18 protein-coding genes and 1 riboswitch are annotated in these 17,011 nt (G+C 38.1%); of the genes, 14 read left to right on the top strand and 4 right to left on the bottom strand.

Annotated features, from left to right (window positions below; genetic code table 11):
- The first annotated feature begins 51 nt into the window (after positions 1-51).
- Positions 52-217, top strand: a riboswitch (SAM riboswitch).
- Positions 218-380: 163 nt separating this feature from the next.
- The 3 genes from AACP56_RS09960 to AACP56_RS09950 all read left to right on the top strand — a co-directional run bounded on the left by AACP56_RS09960 (position 381) and on the right by AACP56_RS09950 (position 6,316).
- On the top strand, positions 381-1,673 hold the full coding sequence (locus tag AACP56_RS09960) for an O-acetylhomoserine aminocarboxypropyltransferase/cysteine synthase family protein (protein WP_339337320.1): 1,293 nt from the start codon (positions 381-383) through the stop codon (positions 1,671-1,673).
- A gap of 93 nt (positions 1,674-1,766) precedes the next feature.
- Positions 1,767-5,153: a bifunctional aspartate kinase/homoserine dehydrogenase I gene (thrA, locus tag AACP56_RS09955; protein WP_339337321.1), complete on the top strand. Its 3,387-nt coding sequence runs from the start codon at positions 1,767-1,769 to the stop codon at positions 5,151-5,153.
- Positions 5,153-6,316: a trans-sulfuration enzyme family protein gene (locus tag AACP56_RS09950; RefSeq protein ID WP_339337322.1), complete on the top strand. Its 1,164-nt coding sequence runs from the start codon at positions 5,153-5,155 to the stop codon at positions 6,314-6,316. Before thrA ends, AACP56_RS09950 begins: the two co-directional genes overlap by 1 nt.
- A gap of 27 nt (positions 6,317-6,343) precedes the next feature.
- Here the strand turns inward: AACP56_RS09950 and AACP56_RS09945 are convergent, their stop codons facing one another.
- The 4 genes from AACP56_RS09945 to AACP56_RS09930 all read right to left on the bottom strand — a co-directional run bounded on the left by AACP56_RS09945 (position 6,344) and on the right by AACP56_RS09930 (position 8,685).
- On the bottom strand, positions 6,344-7,204 hold the full coding sequence (locus AACP56_RS09945; protein WP_339337323.1) for a sigma-70 family RNA polymerase sigma factor: 861 nt from the start codon (positions 7,202-7,204) through the stop codon (positions 6,344-6,346).
- A gap of 196 nt (positions 7,205-7,400) precedes the next feature.
- Positions 7,401-7,853 carry a nuclear transport factor 2 family protein gene (locus AACP56_RS09940; RefSeq protein WP_339337324.1) on the bottom strand — a complete coding sequence of 151 codons (453 nt, stop codon included), beginning with the start codon at positions 7,851-7,853 and terminating at the stop codon, positions 7,401-7,403.
- Positions 7,854-7,865: 12 nt separating this feature from the next.
- On the bottom strand, positions 7,866-8,282 hold the full coding sequence (locus AACP56_RS09935) for a nuclear transport factor 2 family protein (protein ID WP_339337325.1): 417 nt from the start codon (positions 8,280-8,282) through the stop codon (positions 7,866-7,868).
- Positions 8,283-8,385: 103 nt separating this feature from the next.
- Positions 8,386-8,685, bottom strand: coding sequence for a helix-turn-helix domain-containing protein (locus tag AACP56_RS09930; RefSeq protein ID WP_339337326.1), 300 nt, complete (start codon positions 8,683-8,685; stop codon positions 8,386-8,388).
- Between the two features lie 340 nt (positions 8,686-9,025).
- On the opposite strand from AACP56_RS09930, the gene AACP56_RS09925 reads away from it, so the two are divergent.
- From AACP56_RS09925 to AACP56_RS09875, 11 genes are all read left to right on the top strand, one after another.
- A complete protein-coding gene (locus AACP56_RS09925) occupies positions 9,026-10,351 on the top strand; it encodes a site-specific integrase (protein WP_228378468.1) in 1,326 nt (441 codons plus the stop codon).
- Between the two features lie 427 nt (positions 10,352-10,778).
- Positions 10,779-11,171 (top strand): single-stranded DNA-binding protein, encoded by a 393-nt coding sequence (locus tag AACP56_RS09920; protein ID WP_123860968.1) that lies wholly within the window; start codon positions 10,779-10,781, stop codon positions 11,169-11,171.
- Between the two features lie 44 nt (positions 11,172-11,215).
- The gene (locus AACP56_RS09915; RefSeq protein WP_249601202.1) at positions 11,216-12,289 is read left to right on the top strand and encodes a DUF932 domain-containing protein; all 1,074 of its coding nucleotides are present in this window, start codon (positions 11,216-11,218) and stop codon (positions 12,287-12,289) included.
- A 58-nt stretch (positions 12,290-12,347) separates the two neighbouring features.
- Complete coding sequence (locus AACP56_RS09910; protein WP_228445162.1) at positions 12,348-12,725, top strand: hypothetical protein; 378 nt, start codon at positions 12,348-12,350, stop codon at positions 12,723-12,725.
- Positions 12,726-12,742: 17 nt separating this feature from the next.
- Entirely contained in the window at positions 12,743-13,081 is a 339-nt protein-coding gene (locus AACP56_RS09905; RefSeq protein ID WP_123860966.1) for a molybdenum ABC transporter ATP-binding protein, read from the top strand.
- A gap of 14 nt (positions 13,082-13,095) precedes the next feature.
- The gene (locus AACP56_RS09900) at positions 13,096-13,290 is read left to right on the top strand and encodes a hypothetical protein (RefSeq protein WP_123860965.1); all 195 of its coding nucleotides are present in this window, start codon (positions 13,096-13,098) and stop codon (positions 13,288-13,290) included.
- 12 nt (positions 13,291-13,302) lie between these two features.
- Positions 13,303-13,905: a PRTRC system protein E gene (locus AACP56_RS09895; protein ID WP_123860964.1), complete on the top strand. Its 603-nt coding sequence runs from the start codon at positions 13,303-13,305 to the stop codon at positions 13,903-13,905.
- Positions 13,906-13,932: 27 nt separating this feature from the next.
- Positions 13,933-14,151, top strand: coding sequence for a PRTRC system protein C (locus AACP56_RS09890; RefSeq protein ID WP_002978317.1), 219 nt, complete (start codon positions 13,933-13,935; stop codon positions 14,149-14,151).
- Positions 14,152-14,168: 17 nt separating this feature from the next.
- A complete protein-coding gene (locus AACP56_RS09885) occupies positions 14,169-15,335 on the top strand; it encodes a hypothetical protein (RefSeq protein WP_213189191.1) in 1,167 nt (388 codons plus the stop codon).
- Complete coding sequence (locus AACP56_RS09880; RefSeq protein ID WP_123860962.1) at positions 15,332-16,054, top strand: PRTRC system protein B; 723 nt, start codon at positions 15,332-15,334, stop codon at positions 16,052-16,054. Before AACP56_RS09885 ends, AACP56_RS09880 begins: the two co-directional genes overlap by 4 nt.
- Positions 16,054-16,860: a PRTRC system ThiF family protein gene (locus AACP56_RS09875; RefSeq protein ID WP_055133019.1), complete on the top strand. Its 807-nt coding sequence runs from the start codon at positions 16,054-16,056 to the stop codon at positions 16,858-16,860. Before AACP56_RS09880 ends, AACP56_RS09875 begins: the two co-directional genes overlap by 1 nt.
- The last annotated feature ends 151 nt before the right edge of the window (positions 16,861-17,011 follow it).

Below are 17,011 nucleotides of genomic sequence, written 5' to 3'. Positions count from 1 at the left end.
TAAATTTTTCTGACGTTATATTTGCTTTAATAAGTTCAAACACGTATTGAATAGTTATCAAGAAAGGTGGAGGGATTAGACCCTTTGAAGCCTTAGCAACCCTTAGCTTGTTCTGATGTCTATCAGAATCTAACTAAGAAGGTGCTAAATTCTACCCATTCCAAGCAAAGCTTGGAACCTGTTGGATGTTTCGGCAGATTTTTGGGAAGGATAACAGTCATCGAAATTTTCTTTCGAAACACTTTCTTATAACTTTTTGATTTTACCTAACTGTCGTCGGACAGTGAGGGTTTGGCTTTTATTATTCCTGCGAAGGCAGGAATCTATTTAAAAACCAGTATTCCTTAATAAAATAAAAGGAGTGCATAAAATTGAAAAAAATGAGTACTCAAAAATTTTCAACAAACGCTTTACATGCAGGGCATGACACTACCCAAACTGGAGGAACAAGAGCGGTTCCTATTTATCAATCTACATCCTATGTATTTAATGACACTGACCATGCAGCCAATTTATTTTCATTGGCAGAGCTTGGATTTATTTACACTAGGTTAAACAATCCTACCAACCAAATATTGCAAGAGCGGTTAGCTGCTATTGAAGGTGGTGTTGGCGCAGTGGTTTTTGCCTCTGGAACTGCAGCAATTTCTACGGGATTATTAACGCTTTTAAGAGCGGGTGACCATATTGTAGCTTCGAGCAGTTTGTATGGTGGTACGTTCAATCTTCTAAATGTGACCTTACCACGATTGGGCATCACCACAACTTTTGTAGACCCAGAAGACCTAACAAATTTTGGAAAAGCGATAAAAGAAAATACCAGGGCCATTTTTGTAGAGTCATTGGGTAATCCAAAACTGGATGTGTTGGATTTAAAAGGAATCTCTAAAGAGGCCAAAGCGGCTAAAGTACCTTTTATCGTAGATAACACCGTGGCTACTCCGGGTTTATTAAATCCTATTGAGCATGGTGCCAATTTGGTAATTCACTCCTTAACAAAATACATCAACGGTAACGGTACTGCTTTAGGTGGTGCAATAATTGATGCTGGAACTTTTGACTGGACCAATGGAAAATTCCCAGAATTTACGGAGCCATCTGCAGGCTACCACGGCTTGGTCTATAGTGAGGCTTTAGGTGCTACGGCATTTACTTTTAAACTTATTTTAGAGGGACTTCGCGATTTTGGAGGTGCTTTGAGTCCATTCAATGCGTTCCAGATTATTCAAGGATTAGAAACTTTACCAGTCCGTATTAAGCAACATAGCGAAAATGCCCTTGTCTTGGCAGAATGGTTACAGGATAGGGAAGAAGTGGCATGGGTAAACTATCCAGGGTTAAAAGGCAATAAGTACTATGAATTAGCACAAGAATACTTGCCAAAAGGACAAAGCGGTCTAGTGACCTTTGGTGTAAAAGGAGGTTTTGAAGCAGCCAAAAAATTGACAGATGCTACCAAGGTGTTCTCGTTGTTGGCAAATATCGGTGACACAAAATCTTTGATTATTCACCCATCTAGTACTACGCACCAGCAGCTGAGCGAAGAACAACAAGAAAGTGCAGGGGTAACACAAGATTTAATCAGACTTTCTGTTGGTCTTGAAGACATAGATGATTTAAAGTCCGATTTAGAGCAAGCCTTTGCAGCTATTGATAAATCAGTTTTGGCCTAAACAAAAACTCCTCTCCCTTATCCTAAGCACAGTCGAAGGAAAGGAGAGGAGTTTTGCTTTACAAAATCAAGGCATTAAACTTTAAAGCTAAGCATGCTTCATAAACTAGAAATAGAAGATTATATCACCATAAGCGGTGTAAGTCAATATATTGAATTGTCTTACGAGCTATTCGGTCAGCCCTTACATTCCGCACCTATTGTTTTAGTGAACCATGCCCTAACTGGAAATTCCAATGTTTCTGGAGAAAATGGCTGGTGGAAGGATATTATTGGTAAAAATAAATGTATAGATACGCAGAACTATACCATTTTGGCATTTAATATTCCTGGGAATGGCTATGATGGTTTTGTAATTGAAGATTACAAAGATTTTGTTGCTGGTGACATTGCCAAAATATTTTTAATGGGATTAAAAGAGCTAGAAGTTGCTAAATTATTTGCGATTATTGGAGGTTCTTTAGGAGGCGGAATAGCTTGGGAAATGGCCGCCTTGAATCCGAATATTACTGAACATTTGATTCCAGTAGCATCAGACTGGAAATCTACGGATTGGTTAATTGCCAACTGCCAGATTCAAGAACAGATATTGGTCAATAGTCGTCAACCTGTGCATGATGCTAGAATGCATGCAATGTTATGTTACCGAACCCCAGAGTCTTTTAAAGAGCGTTTTCAGAGAGGGACAAATGAAGAATTAAAAGTATTTAATGTAGAAAGTTGGTTGCTGCATCATGGTAAAAAGTTGCAAGAACGCTTTCAGCTGTCTGCCTATAAATTGATGAATCAGTTGTTAAAGACGATTGATATTTCAAGAGATGGTACCAACGTGTTTGAAGCAATTCAAAATAGCAATACTAATATCCATATTATTGGGGTAAACTCAGATTTGTTCTTTACGGCAGAAGAGAATAAAGAGACCTTTAAGCAATTAGCGCAAGCTAACAGTAACGTTACTTATGGTGAAGTGGAATCATTACATGGTCATGATGCCTTTTTGATGGAGTTTCTTCAACTTGAGAAGTTGTTAAAAGGTGTTTTTCAAAAAAAAGAAGAGCAGAAAGGGTTAAAGATTTTGAAATTTGGGGGGAAATCACTCAGTAATGGTAAAGGTCTAGAAAGAGTGCTGGAAATTGTTGAGGAGTACTATAAAAAGCAAGAACCTATTGCTGTAGTCTTATCTGCTCGTGAAAAAGCTACGGATACTTTAGAGGAGCTATTAAAAAATGCAGTAGAGGGGAAAGTTGATGAAAAAGCACTTGAGGATTTTGAATCGTATCAAAAGACAGTCAGCTCTGGCATTAACTATTTTAGTGAAATGAACCAACTTTCTAAGCGTTTGGAAGGGGTTTCCTTATTGGGTGATTACAGCTTAAAAACCAAAGATGAGGTATTGGCTATTGGGGAATTAATCTCCTGTAAGTTGTTGGTTTCACTCTTAAAAGAACGTGGTATTAATGCAGTTCTAATTGATACGCGTGAACTATTGCTAACAGATAGTAATTTTGGAAATGCCCAAGTAAATGAAGCGGTATCTAAGGCAAAAGTAGTACAACGCTTTTCTGAGCTAGCTCCAGATTACGTTCCTATTATTACTGGTTTTATAGCTTCTAATGAAATAGGTGAAACTACTACTTTGGGGAGAAACGGTAGTAACTATACCGCTGCGCTTTTTGCAAATTATTTAGATGCTGAAGAAGTATTAAACTATACCCATGTAGATGGTATTTTCACTGCTAATCCAGACTATGTAAAACAAGCAAGAATTATTGAAAACTTATCTTATGCCGAAGCTAATGAGCTTGCTAATTTTGGTGCAAAAGTGTTGCATGCAAAGACGATAATTCCGCTTATTGAAAAGAATATCCCCCTTCGTATTCTTAATACATTTAATCCAGATTTGGGAGGAACTTTAATTAGTTCAAAAACACAGAAAGAAGGTATTAAATCCCTCTCTGTTATAGAAAATGTAGCATTAATAAACCTAGAAGGTAGAGGATTATTGGGCAAAGTAGGAGTAGATGCAAGGATTTTTACCACCTTGGGCAGGCACAATATCAATGTTAGCATTATTTCCCAAGGTTCTTCAGAAAGAGGCATTGGTTTGGTGGTAGATGCTGAGCAAGCCGTAGCTGCTAAAAAAGCATTGGATATTGAGTTTACTACAGATTATTCCTCCCAAGATGTAAATACGATAACCATTAAGAAGGATATCTCTGTAATTTCGATAGTTGGGCAAGACCTTAGTACGTTTCATCATCCTTACAATGCTTTGATAAAAAATGGGATTGTACCGCTATTATTTAACAACACTATTTCTGGTAAGAATATTAGTCTTGTAGTTGAAAATACCTATTTGCATAAGGCACTAAATGTAATGCACGGACAAATATTCGGCGTTAGTAAACGTATAAACCTGGCCATTTTTGGTCATGGAACTGTTGGTGGAACACTAATTGATCAGATTTTAGCATCGCATAAAAAAATACAGCAACGAAAGGGATTGGATTTACGGATCTTTGCGGTGGCCAATTCTAAAAAAGTCATTCTTAATTCGAAAGGGATTCAAGAACATTGGAGAAATAGTTTTGAGGAATCAGGGACTTCTTATGGATTAAAAGATGTTATTGGTTTTGCCAGAAATCATCATTTAGAGAATTTAATTGCTATTGATAATACAGCTAGTACTGATTTTGTAAACAATTATTTTGATTTGATTAGTACTGGATTTGACTTGGTATCGTCCAATAAAATAGCAAATACATTAGATTTTGATTACTACCAATTGGTTCGGAAAAATTTAAAAAAACATCAAAAACAATATTTGTACGAAACCAATGTGGGAGCTGGTTTGCCATTAATCGATACGATTAAACTGTTGCATCTTTCAGGTGAGAATATCACTCAGATTAAGGGGGTGTTTTCGGGTTCATTGAGTTATATTTTCAATACATTTTCTGAGAGTGATAAAAAGTTTTCTGAGGTGTTGGGTGAAGCTATGAAAAATGGATATACTGAGCCAGACCCTAGGGAGGATTTATCTGGTAATGATGTTGCAAGAAAATTGTTGATTCTAGCCAGAGAATTAGAACTTGAAAACGAGTTTTCCGATGTTGCCATAGACAATTTGATACCACCTGAATTACAAGAAGTGAGTTTGGAAGACTTTTTAGCAAAACCTGAAATCATTGATGAAAAGTTTGATGCCATTAAACAAAATCAAATATCGAATTACGTTTTACGCTATGTTGGTGATTTACATGGAGATTTGCAGCAAGAGAGAGGGATTTTAGAAGTGAAATTAATTTCTGTTCCTAAATCAAGTGCATTGGGTCAAGTTGGTGGAGCTGACTCGATTATTGAGATTTTCACGGAATCTTATGGGGAGAATCCAATCATAATTCAGGGTGCAGGTGCAGGTGCAGCAGTAACGGCAAGAGGTGTATTTGGAGATGTATTACGAATAGCTGAAAAACTGTAATGAATAAAAACTTTGAAACAGAGGCTGTAAGAACTCAAGTTGAAAGAACTCAATTTTTAGAGCATTCCAGTCCTTTATATTTAACATCCAGTTTCGTGTTTGAAAATGCGGAGGATATGCGTGCTTCATTTGCAGAAGAGAAAGAGCGTAACATCTATTCCCGTTATTCCAATCCTAATTCCAATGAATTTGTGGAAAAGGTTTGCAAAATGGAAGGCGCAGAAGCAGGATTTGCGTTTGCTTCGGGAATGGCTGCTGTGTTTTCAACGCTAGCCACTTTATTGGATAGTGGTGACCATATACTTTCCGCGGGAAATATCTTTGGTTCAACCTATTCCTTATTCAATAATTTCTTTCCAAAATGGAACATATCGCACACCTATTTTAAGATTGATGATTTTAATTCCATTGAAAGCTTAATTACTCCAAAAACAAAATTGATTTATGCCGAATCACCTACTAATCCTGGAGTAGATATTCTGGATTTGGAAGCTCTAGGTAGAATTGCTAAAAAGCATAATTTAATTTTGGTTATTGATAACTGTTTTGCGACACCTTATTTACAGCAACCAATACAATTTGGGGCTGATTTGGTCATACATTCAGGGACTAAATTAATGGACGGCCAAGGTCGTGTTCTAGCTGGAATTACAGTTGGTAGTGCTAAATTAATTGATAAAGTATATCGATTTTCCCGAATTACGGGACCAGCATTATCTCCCTTTAATGCTTGGGTGCTATCAAAAAGTTTAGAAACTCTTGCTGTCCGTGTGGATAGACATTGTGAGAATGCACTAAAACTAGCTGAGTTTCTAGAGAGTCATGATAATGTAAAATGGGTAAAATATCCTTTTTTAAAGTCACATCCTAAATACGAAATTGCCAAAAAGCAAATGAAAGCTGGGGGCTGCGTGGTTGCTTTTGAGGTAAAAGGTGGATTGGGGGCGGGTCAGAAATTCTTTGACTCAATTAAATTATTATCACTTTCTGCTAATCTGGGGGATTCTCGTAGTATTGTTACACATCCGGCTTCAACTACACACAGTAAACTAACAAAAGAAGAACGTTTAACATCTGGTATAACAGATGGTATGGTACGCATCTCTGTAGGCTTGGAACATGTTGATGATATTGTTGCTGATATTAAGCAGGCATTAGACTGAGACTACTTTATATAGAATACATGGATGCTACAGATGAACCATCAATACTTCACTTCTAGACTTATTTCGCAGAGTACGGAGTCCTCGCTCCCGTATCTGTCTGACACGCTCTTTAGTAAGATTGAAAATATCACTGATTTCGGAAAGACTCATTGATTGCTCTTTACCTAAACCATAGTAGAGCCGAAGTACATCTCGCTGTCTTTCTGGTATCGTTTTTAGGACTTCATCAATGTCCGAAGAAAGAGATTCTTGCATCATTCCCTTATCGGGACTGGCCGAATCTTTTGACTGCAATACATTTTGAAGAGTTGATGTTTCACCTTCTCTGAGGGGAGCATCTAAGGATAGGGAGCGCCCTGAACTTTTCATGGCACTTTTTACATTATCCTCGGAAATATCTAGTTCATTAGCTATTTCTCTTGCATTTGGAGGCCTTTGGAACTTTTGTTCAAGTCCAGCGTAGACTTTATATATTTTAATGTTGGTCGCAATTTTGTTTTGTGGCAGGCGTATTATTTTACCTCTATTGGATATGGCCTGAATCATGGACTGTCTTATCCACCAAACTGCATATGAAATAAATTTAAATCCTCTTGTTTCATCGAAGCGTTTAGCGGCTTTAATCAATCCTACATTTCCTTCGTTGATGAGGTCGGAAAGTTTTAGCCCTCTATTTTGGTATTGTTTAGCTGCGGATACCACAAATCGTAAATTAGCATTGACCAACTTATCTAGAGCTTTTTGGTCACCTGCTTTTATGCGCTGGGCTAGTTCTACTTCTTCTTCTGCGGTTATAAGATCAATCTTACTGATTTCTTGAAAATATTTTTCTAATGATTTAGAATCTCTATTTGTAATCTGTCTCGTAATCTTAAGTTGACGCATATATTGATTTAGAAGTGAATCAATAAAATAGTCTTTTTTATCAGAAAAGCAAGAAAATAATCAAAAAACGTGATTTCCACCCCTTTTTTGAGTCAAAATGATGTAAAATATTCAAATTTTGTCTGTTTTTTGACTTTTTCAGAAATAGCCTAGAGATTAAAATGAGATAAATATAATTAGTTTTTAAGGTCAAAAATTAGCGCACGCCATTCCAAATATCTAGATACATTTTCCAGTCTTCACCTTCTTTTCTCCAAATGATGACATATTTTCCTTTCCAGTCAATTAAATCACCATTAGCTTTTTTAGTTTGTCCTTCGTAGTAGCCATAATCATAGGCTTCTTCTCCCATGATTTTAATTTCACTTTGCGTGATTTTATGATGGGTGATTGAAATGTCATCCGAGTGTGTCCAATAAGAAACAATTTCTTCAGTGCCTTCAATGATTTTTGTTTGATTAGGGAATATTTTTGCATCTGTAGTATAAGATTCACCAATCATTTTGTAATTATCACCAATTACATATTTAGAAAAGTTTTTAGTATTCTGCTTAATCTGCTCTAAATCTTTTTTACTTCCAATAAATTCTTGGGAATATCCATTTAGAAAGGAAAAAAGTAATACGGTTGTTATTAGTATTAATCTCATCTATTTTAAGTTTTAGTTTGAACTCTGTCTATGAAATATTTTACTAACCACTTTCCATTCACCATCAATTTTTAGAAGGTTCATATAATCAACAAAATAGAAATTTGTGTATTCAATCTTTAATTTTGCACTAGCAGCATTTCCCGTAACATTAATGGCTTCAATACTTGTTTTTCTATTTTGCTTGGGTCCAGGTTTTATAGCATTCTTAAAAAACTCAAGGGCATTTACCTCTTTGTAACCGCTACTAGAGATAAATTTCATTGTGGCATCTTTATGAAATGCCTTTTTAAGGGTTTCAAAGTCATTATTGGTTCCCCCTTCTAAATAATAGGACACTGTTTTTTCAATAAGTTTTCGGTCATTTTCCTGGGCAATACAGTTTAGAGAAATTAGGAATGTAATTAGTATAAAAGCAATAGTCTTCATGATTCGTTTTTTAATGATGATTATGAGGCAATTTAATGCGAATGCTACCAAGAACATTGGATTACAAGGGAGAAATACTACAGATTTATAAATCTGGAAAAATTTAGCCTAATTGCCTTTTAAATTTTGCAGGTGTAAGGCCTTTTATTTTTTTGAATGCACTGTAAAAGGTGGAATTAGATTTAAAACCACATTCCTGACCAATTGCTTCTAAAGTCAAATGTTGATTTGACCAAAGCATTTTTTCAGCAGCTTCAATTCGGTATTCATTTAAAAAAAGAGAAAACCCTTTACCAAGATTATCATTTAAAAATTGTGATAAGAAATGAGGAGAAATATTTATTTCTTTGGCAACATCAGAGAGCTTTAAATCGGGATTCTTATACAATTCCTTATCATTCATAAGAATGTCTAGTTGATTTGCAATTGGAGCTGCTTCGGAATCTTCTATTTTCTTATTAGCATATTTAACCTCTTTGATTAAAAAAGATTAGTAAAAAGCAAAAATAAGCAAAACGATTAAACCCGTTGCTATACAATGCTTTATAAAACAGTAGTCTTAGTTTGGAACTCGGTGTCTGATAGGTTTTGGGCTTGAAAACACAAGGTTAGGTTACTAATTCGTTACCGATTGATAAAGGTAACTACATAGCTTAACTGTTTATATTTCAGTCTTTTGCACCCTTTTTTACATTCCCTTGTAACTCAATGTAATTTAATTTTAAACATTAAACATTTGAGTTATGGAACAGACAAAAAAGTCCACGTTCAAACTGCTTTTCTACCTGAAAAAGAACGAACTGAAAAAGAACGGTAATGCACCGATTATGGCACGTATTACCATTGATGGAACAGCTAAAACTTTGGGAACAAAGTTAGAAATTAACCCGAAAAATTGGGATTTAAAATACGGAAGAGTTGAGGGCAAGAGTGCCACCGCTTTGAACATTAACCAAAAGCTGGATAACGTACGGGGTCGTATCGACAAGATTTACGAAGATATGCTGAAGCACGAGGGTTTTGCGACCGCACAGAAAGTAAAGCTCTCGTTTTTGGGTGTTGGTGTAATGGACGATGCCGTACTAAAAGTCTTTAAAGACCAAAATGAAGACTTTGAAAAAATGGTCGCTAAGGGAAAACGCTCTCAAAGCACGTATAGCAAATACAACACTGTTTACAACCATCTTAGCGAATTTATAAGGGAGCGTTACCATCGGGACGATATGGCTTTCCGGGAACTCACTTCTGATTTTATTCGTGAGTTTGATTTCTTTCTTCGCATTGATAAGGAATGTACCCATAATACGGTTTGGGTTTACACAATGCCAGTTATTGCTTTGGCAGAATTGGCTATTAAAAAAGGCTTGATACGGGATAATCCTTTTGAGGATTATGAAATCAGTATGGAAGAAACCGACCGCAGCTACCTTTTAAAAGAGGATGTAGAAACCTTAATGCTCCTGAAACCATCTAAGCCTCGATATGAACTTGTAAAAGACCTTTTTATTTTCAGTTGCTTCACAGGGCTTTCTTACATAGACATTAAGAAACTGAAATGGAGCAATATCCAGTCTTTCTTTGATGGACACCAATGGATAATCAGCAGGAGAAAGAAATCAGATGTTGCCTCCAACGTCCGTCTTTTGGAAATCCCCAAACGCATCATTGAGAAATATCGTGGAGCTACAAGAAATGATTTTGTATTCCCAATGCCATCCAATGCGACTTGCAACACGCATATAGGTAAACTTATTGAGGAAGCGGGTATTGTTACAGAACAGAAAGTTACATTCCACACCGCCCGTCATACATTCGCCACAATGTTTTTGACCGAGGGTGTTCCGCTTGAAAGCCTTAGCAAAATGATGGGTCATAAGAATATTTCCACTACACAGATTTATGCTAAGATTACCAGCCAAAAAATCAGTAAGGATATGGATTTGGTTTCGCCTAAATTTAAGGCAATGGAAGATGCGTTTATTATTAAAATGGAACGGGAAGAAATAGCATTATTGAATGAACATACAAACGCAGATAAAATTTACAATACCGAAGAAATTATGGTTTAAAAATTAGTGCATTCTTTACTTATCAGATTGAAGCAGGATTTAACTATCCTGCTTTTTTTATGCCCTTACTTTTCGATTATTCCAACCTCTATTTCAGGCTCTCATAGCCTGGTCATTTATTCCATAAAAATTAGAACAGAATATTTCCACAATCAACCGGTAAAAAGGCAGCTAAGTTATAGCGGGCAGCCACCGCACACACCCACCAATAAAAAAAATGAATGAACGGTTTCCCCCTAAAGGAACCCCCATTAAATCATTTTTTTTCTTGGTTTTCGCTATTGCCCGCTTGGATTATCTGCTTTCTTTTTTCCGGTTTTTCTTTTGGAAAAAATTATGCGAAGCGAAGCGGAGCAAACCACAACAGGAAGCAGGAAACGAGAAAAGCGAACGTAACAAAATGTAAAACTTTTAAAACAGGACGATTATGAACATTATCGGAAGACTGACAAAAAATGCGGAAGTACGCACATTGTCGAACGAAAAACAGGTAGTAAACTTTTCAGTAGCGACCAATGAAAGCTACAAAAACAAGCAAGGTGAACGAATAGAGCAAACAACCTATTTCGATTGTGCCTATTGGATTTCTGCAAACGTGGCAAGCCTACTCACAAAAGGCACTTTGGTAGAACTCACAGGCAGAATAAGCACAAGGGCGTGGATAGGCAAAAACGGCGAAGCACATTCGGGGCTGAACTTTCATACCTCTCAAATCAAACTGCACGGAGGTAGTAAGAGAGCCGAAACCATACAGGCTACTGCACAAGCCGAGAACAACAGCTTTACTGCACAGGGAGCAGATGACGACCTCCCATTCTAACAACGAGTATTCAATCATTTTTTAAACATCAAATTTTAAGCATTATGGCACATAATATCAATTTCAACGAGAGAACAGGACGTTATTCATTTTTTAGCGTACAACAAAAAGCGTGGCACGGTTTAGGTCAAATCGTAGAACAATACCCGACAAGTGAGGAAGCAATCAAATACGCAGGGTTAGATTACGAAGTCGTAAAATCCCCACTATTTACCAAAGGTTCGGGCATTATCGAAACCACCAACGGCATAGAGATAGACAGTAGCGAATTAGAAGTACCTAACTATTTCGCCAACATACGCACCGATAACAATGCAGTATTGGGCGTAGTCGGTAAGGATTACCATATCGTACAAAACCGTGAAGCCTTTAATTTCTTTGATGCCATTGTAGGCGGTGGCGAGGGCATTCTGTACGAAACCGCAGGAGCGTTAGGCAACGGAGAACGTGTTTTTATCACAGCCAAATTGCCCGACTATATCCGTGTAGGCAATGGCGATGATGTTACGGAAAAGTACATTTTCCTAACCACTTCGCACGATGGTAGCGGAAGTATCACAGCCGCATTTACGCCTATCCGTATTGTATGCCAAAACACGCTGAATGCTTCGTTACGCAGTATGACCAATGTAGTCCGTATCAAGCACACTTCGGGAGCAAAACAACGTATCGAGAACGCTCACAAGATTATGGGACTTGCCAACACATTGAGCAACCAATTAGAGGGCATTTTCAACGAATGGGCAAAAGTAAAGGTAACAGACCGAGAAGTAAGAAAGCTAATACAGTTGGCACTTTGCCCAAATAAGGAAACGCTTGACCTAATCAAAAAAGGTGCGGAAGATGAAATTTCCACCGTGTTCAAAAATGTCGTTGAGGATGCTTTTGCGTATGCTATGATAAGCGACACCCAACAAATGGACACTACCAAAGGTACGTTGTTCGGAGCGTACAATTCTGTGACAGGCTACTATCAGAATGTAAGGAGTTACAAGAATGACGAAGCCAAGTTGCAGAGCATTGTATTGGGTGGTACTGCCCAACTCAAATCGCAGAAAGCATTTGAACTATGTACTGCATTTGCTCTGGACGGTGCGGAAATCCTAAACCTTAATTAGATAACCACAGGCTACCGCCTTAATCGGTGGTAGCCTATTATAAACAACAGCTATGACAATGGAAACCTATAAAGCAACGCTGAAACACGACACAGGCAAAGTAACGCTGACAGTAGTATCACTTAGCGGAAAGCAGAGAGCAATACAGCAGATAACAGCCGTAGAGGGTTGTCCCGAATGTGCCATTGTGGATATAGTAAAGATTGATAACGATACAAAACAGCAGAATATGAAAGCAAAAACCATAGACGAAGCCAAAAGTATGGCTAAAGAAAAAAGCCTTGAAACGCAATACAGGGATGAAGCTATATACATCATCTATTGCAACAGAACAGAGTATTTCTATGTAGATACCGACAGCCTAATACGGCTTTGGGAACGGCTTATAGGCTACTATGAAAATGGAAAATACACCGATGCTGAAACTAATTCATAACACTTAAAGCAGATACAATGGAAACGACAGCAATAGCCACAAAGTTTGTACGCTACGATGTTCCCGAATTGGAAACCCTGCAAAATGCAAAGGTTTACCTACTAAGGGAAAAACTGAACAAAAGCGACAAGTTGAGCCGAGCAGAAAAAAATTGGCTTGCGGAAGCAGTAAACCGAAATGCCTACTTCAAAAGAGCCGTACCCCTTATGGGTTATCGCTTCGGGTTTGAGGATATTTTGAAAACCTATGTAGTGAAGCAGTACGGCAGTTGGGCAGAATACAACGCCCCCGACAAAACAAGCCTTAGAAGTATTGTTTACGGCAGGATTGACCAAATAGCGGAAATCACTAAATAAGAATTAGAACAGGTATGAAAATAACGGATTTGAACGGTTACGAAATTGAAGTAACCGACCTAAAAGAAGCTATCTGTATTGCCAAACGAAATACAGGGTATAGCCACGAGGACAAAAGTTTTTCAGACTTCGATAAAAGGCAAAATGCCTATTGGATGGACATATACGAGAAACTAAAAGCAATCAAAAAACGGTTAAACAACAATTAAAATCAAAGAACGATGAACACAAATTTTTTCAATCAGATACAGCAGTTGGACTTTACAGGAGTATTGCAACTGAACATTTCAAAAGGAATAGAAAGCAACCTAATCGTAACAGTATTGCTCAATAACGAACAATGCGGAGATAGTGCCAAAAACCTTATTCCCCCATTGACATTTAACGCCACACCCCAAGAGTTTGACGAGGGATTTTTTGAACAGATTACCACACCTATACAAAAGGTATCGGGCTTAATGGTGGATATGGAAAAATTCTTAAAGCAATTGGAAGAAGTTAAAAAGCAATCGGCAATCGAGAAAGAAAAAGCAGAAAAGGAGAAAAAGGAAAAAGAAGCCAAAGACAAGAAATTTAAAGATGCTATGGTAAAGGCTGACGAGTTGGAGAAAGAGGGCAAGTTCCGCGAAGCGTGGATGAAAGTACCCGATATAACGGAGTTTCCCGAAAAAGCGGACGAGATACGCAAACGCAAAACTTCATTGTCCGACAAGTTCGCAACACCGAGCCTTTTCGGAGCAATGGAAGAAGCTACACCCGAACCGCCAAAGGTGGAAGAAGTTACTGCCGATTATCCTATTGATGAAGCGGACGAGGAAGAATAAAAGTGTTAACCCCAAAATTAGAAAGTTATGTTATTAGCAACGCAATTAGAACGAGTTTTCATACTCAAAGACAAAGGACAGGACATCAGACTGACCGACCCAGAGCCACGTTGGAGCGTGGAAGCCGTAATGAATTTTTACGCCAATATGTACCCGATTTTGACAACGGCAAAAGCATCTGCACCACAGATAAAAGACGATGCGGTAGAGTACAAATTTGAGAGCGTAATGGGTACGAAAGGTTAAACCAAAATTTTAAAACGATGAATTATGCAACGCAACATCATATCGGGAACAATCAATATACCCGAACAGAAACGACAACAGCAGTTACACCGACAGTTGGGCGAGTTCGCAAATTGGCTACAAAGACCAAAGGACGCAAACCAAGTGCAGAAAGACAAGCAGAAATCCGTACCGATAGCAATGCTACCAATGGTATTCTAAAGTGTACGTTTCTGCCTAAACTGAAAACAGCACAATCCGTACAGGCTTGTCAGAAAACGGAGAGGGATTTTTACAAGTCCCTTTCCCGACTTGCCGAGCATTACAGCATTGAACCGATGCAAACCCAAGATTTTGAGTTTCCATACAATGTAGTATTATCTATGTGGGATATGGAAACCAAAGTAAAACGTACCAACATAAATTGGGACAGTTTCAAATTGGTACAGGATAGTAAGAAAACCTTTTTTGTAAGTGAGGAAAGGTATAATGTAGGTACAACCTTGTATTATATTCCTATTGCACCACTCTTTAAAATGCTCAAAGACCCGAAGCGTAAAAAGACCGCACAGCTACTTGTATCGGTATGCAGTTATCTGTACCATATTGCCGATGTGCCGTATTACAGGCAGGAAGACAGCTATTTGTATTGGTTGTATGAAACGCATAAAGATTGGGTAGAACAGGACGAGGAAACGGACGAAACAGAAACATATAGAAGTGAGTTGAGAAATGCCGAATATATTGGCGACAGGATAGAACAAAAGTTATTTAACCGAAGCAATCTAAAGATATTTGAACAGCGTTTGAACCGATTTAAAAGCCTTGACACGTTCGACAGGGAATGTTGGCAGGTAGCGTGTAATGCGTTTGCCCTTTGTACTGAATATCCGAAAGCAACTTTTTTTAGAAACGCACCATTGCCCGAAGAAGACCCTTATGACGATGATTACGAAACCGAAGCAATCGGAATGGAAAAGTACATTTCATTTATCGCAGATACCAAAGGTTGGCTATATGAAAGCCTTTCCGAAAGCATCAACAATGAGTTCAACGAATACGGAAAAATGGAAGAGCCGACCATTTGCAAAGCATTTGACGGCAGTAAAATAACACAAGGCAACCTTGATTTTGAAAATCGCCTGTTTGAATTGTTGGATGACCTTTCTTACTTATTATATAACTATAAAACAACAGAAAAATGAACACCGTAAACGACATAACCAAAGATTTCGGCACATTATACTATCCAAAATCCGCTTTGGTTTTCTATGAAACCAAAGGAACAGATACAGCAATGTACGTGGAGCATTTCGATATGGATAGCAACGGAACGCCTATCAATGCCCACCCATTGACCGTAAAAGAAGCCAACGTATTGGCAAAGGCGTTACAGACCGATGAAGAAAAGAACACAGCCTTTTTAAAGTCAAAGGGAATATTGCCTACAAACATTCTGCATATCAATCCAAATGCTGAAAAAGGTATAGTATTATGGTACACCAAAGCACAGCAAAGACAACTGTATTTTGTGGATAGTTTGGGCATATCCAACGGAATGGCACAAGTACCGCCAATGCTTTGGTTAGCGAGCAAAAGCAGTCTTACTGTATTTGCTTTGGCAAGCGACAGAAGACCCACCGAGAAAACGCCATTGCATTACGCACCTTTCTTCAATATCTACGAAAAGGGCAATGTATGTATGGGTACTGTTAGTATTGATATTAAAAATTCGGCTTCGGTTGAGGAATTTACACAGGCGTGGGAACATTATTTTTTTAATTCCTATTTCAGCCATTCATTATGCGAGAACCTCACGAAAAAAAACATTGTAAACCTTTGGAAAGACCTTATCAATACTGATAAACCTTTTCCGAAAGAAGTATTAAAAAAGAATAACAAAACCCTTAAAAATCTATTGTGATGAATACAGCAAAAACAGCAATCCATTTTACGGACAATTATCTGCTCAATCCGACAAACCCAATTTCGGTAAACCTTATCGGGGCAGGTGGCACAGGCTCAAAAGTATTGACCGCTTTAATGGAAATAAACGAGAGCTTGATAGCGTTGGGACACGCAGGGTTGCAAGTCCGCCTTTGGGATGATGATGTTATCACGAGTGCCAATTTAGGCAGACAGCGTTTTTTTGAAAGTGAAACAGGATTGTACAAATCGGTTGCATTGATAAACCGTATCAATCGTTGCATCGGTACAAATTGGAAAGCCGAAACGGTAAAATTTGAAAAGGACAAGTTTGGTAGAATACCCGAAAAAGCAAGGGCAATCATTACTATTACTTGTGTGGACAATGTACAGGCGAGGTTTGGCGTTGCTGAAATTCTTAAAGAAATAAGTTACCGCAGACACTACCAAGATGAGCCGAAATATTGGTTGGATTTTGGCAACAGCCAAGATACAGGACAAGTGCTACTATCTACTATCGGAGAGATAAAGCAACCCAATTCAGAGAAATACCAAACGGTGGCAAGCCTGCCATTTGTTACCGATGAATTTGGCGAATTGCTGAAGCAATCCGAACAAGAGGATAACACGCCAAGTTGCTCCCTTGCCGAAGCGTTGGAACACCAGGACTTGTTTATCAATTCCTCATTAACCCAAATGGGTTGTTCTTTGCTGTGGAACTTATTTCGCAGGGGAATGACTGAATACAAAGGATTTTTTCACAATCTGAAAGATTTCCGCACCCACCCGATAAAAGTCGCCTGACCCGAAAAGTCGGGCGGCAAAAAGACAGATCCTCCCGATGGTCGGGACAGTCTTTTTGCATCAAATCGGTGCAACCCCTTTGTCAAAATGCACCGCTACACAATTTCCTTTCTCTACCTTTTACCAAACAGGTTGCGACATTATTGTGTGG

Origin of the sequence: Croceitalea sp. MTPC6 (assembly GCF_036985525.1) — a bacterium.
Taxonomy (GTDB): Bacteria; Bacteroidota; Bacteroidia; order Flavobacteriales; family Flavobacteriaceae; genus Croceitalea.
The sequence above is the reverse complement of the archived record's forward strand: the minus strand, read 5'-3'. Positions and strand labels throughout refer to the sequence as shown.

Coding starts and splice junctions, on each gene's coding strand:
- AACP56_RS09950 (WP_339337322.1), top strand. CDS start 5,153: ATGAATAAAAACTTTGAAACAGAGGCTGTAAGAACTCAAGTTGAAAGA.
- AACP56_RS09935 (WP_339337325.1), bottom strand. CDS start 8,282: ATGAAGACTATTGCTTTTATACTAATTACATTCCTAATTTCTCTAAAC.
- AACP56_RS09940 (WP_339337324.1), bottom strand. CDS start 7,853: ATGAGATTAATACTAATAACAACCGTATTACTTTTTTCCTTTCTAAAT.
- AACP56_RS09945 (WP_339337323.1), bottom strand. CDS start 7,204: ATGCGTCAACTTAAGATTACGAGACAGATTACAAATAGAGATTCTAAA.
- thrA (WP_339337321.1), top strand. CDS start 1,767: ATGCTTCATAAACTAGAAATAGAAGATTATATCACCATAAGCGGTGTA.
- AACP56_RS09915 (WP_249601202.1), top strand. CDS start 11,216: ATGGCACATAATATCAATTTCAACGAGAGAACAGGACGTTATTCATTT.
- AACP56_RS09900 (WP_123860965.1), top strand. CDS start 13,096: ATGAAAATAACGGATTTGAACGGTTACGAAATTGAAGTAACCGACCTA.
- AACP56_RS09925 (WP_228378468.1), top strand. CDS start 9,026: ATGGAACAGACAAAAAAGTCCACGTTCAAACTGCTTTTCTACCTGAAA.
- AACP56_RS09880 (WP_123860962.1), top strand. CDS start 15,332: ATGAACACCGTAAACGACATAACCAAAGATTTCGGCACATTATACTAT.
- AACP56_RS09885 (WP_213189191.1), top strand. CDS start 14,169: ATGAATTATGCAACGCAACATCATATCGGGAACAATCAATATACCCGA.
- AACP56_RS09875 (WP_055133019.1), top strand. CDS start 16,054: ATGAATACAGCAAAAACAGCAATCCATTTTACGGACAATTATCTGCTC.
- AACP56_RS09960 (WP_339337320.1), top strand. CDS start 381: ATGAGTACTCAAAAATTTTCAACAAACGCTTTACATGCAGGGCATGAC.
- AACP56_RS09910 (WP_228445162.1), top strand. CDS start 12,348: ATGGAAACCTATAAAGCAACGCTGAAACACGACACAGGCAAAGTAACG.
- AACP56_RS09920 (WP_123860968.1), top strand. CDS start 10,779: ATGAACATTATCGGAAGACTGACAAAAAATGCGGAAGTACGCACATTG.
- AACP56_RS09905 (WP_123860966.1), top strand. CDS start 12,743: ATGGAAACGACAGCAATAGCCACAAAGTTTGTACGCTACGATGTTCCC.
- AACP56_RS09895 (WP_123860964.1), top strand. CDS start 13,303: ATGAACACAAATTTTTTCAATCAGATACAGCAGTTGGACTTTACAGGA.
- AACP56_RS09930 (WP_339337326.1), bottom strand. CDS start 8,685: ATGAATGATAAGGAATTGTATAAGAATCCCGATTTAAAGCTCTCTGAT.
- AACP56_RS09890 (WP_002978317.1), top strand. CDS start 13,933: ATGTTATTAGCAACGCAATTAGAACGAGTTTTCATACTCAAAGACAAA.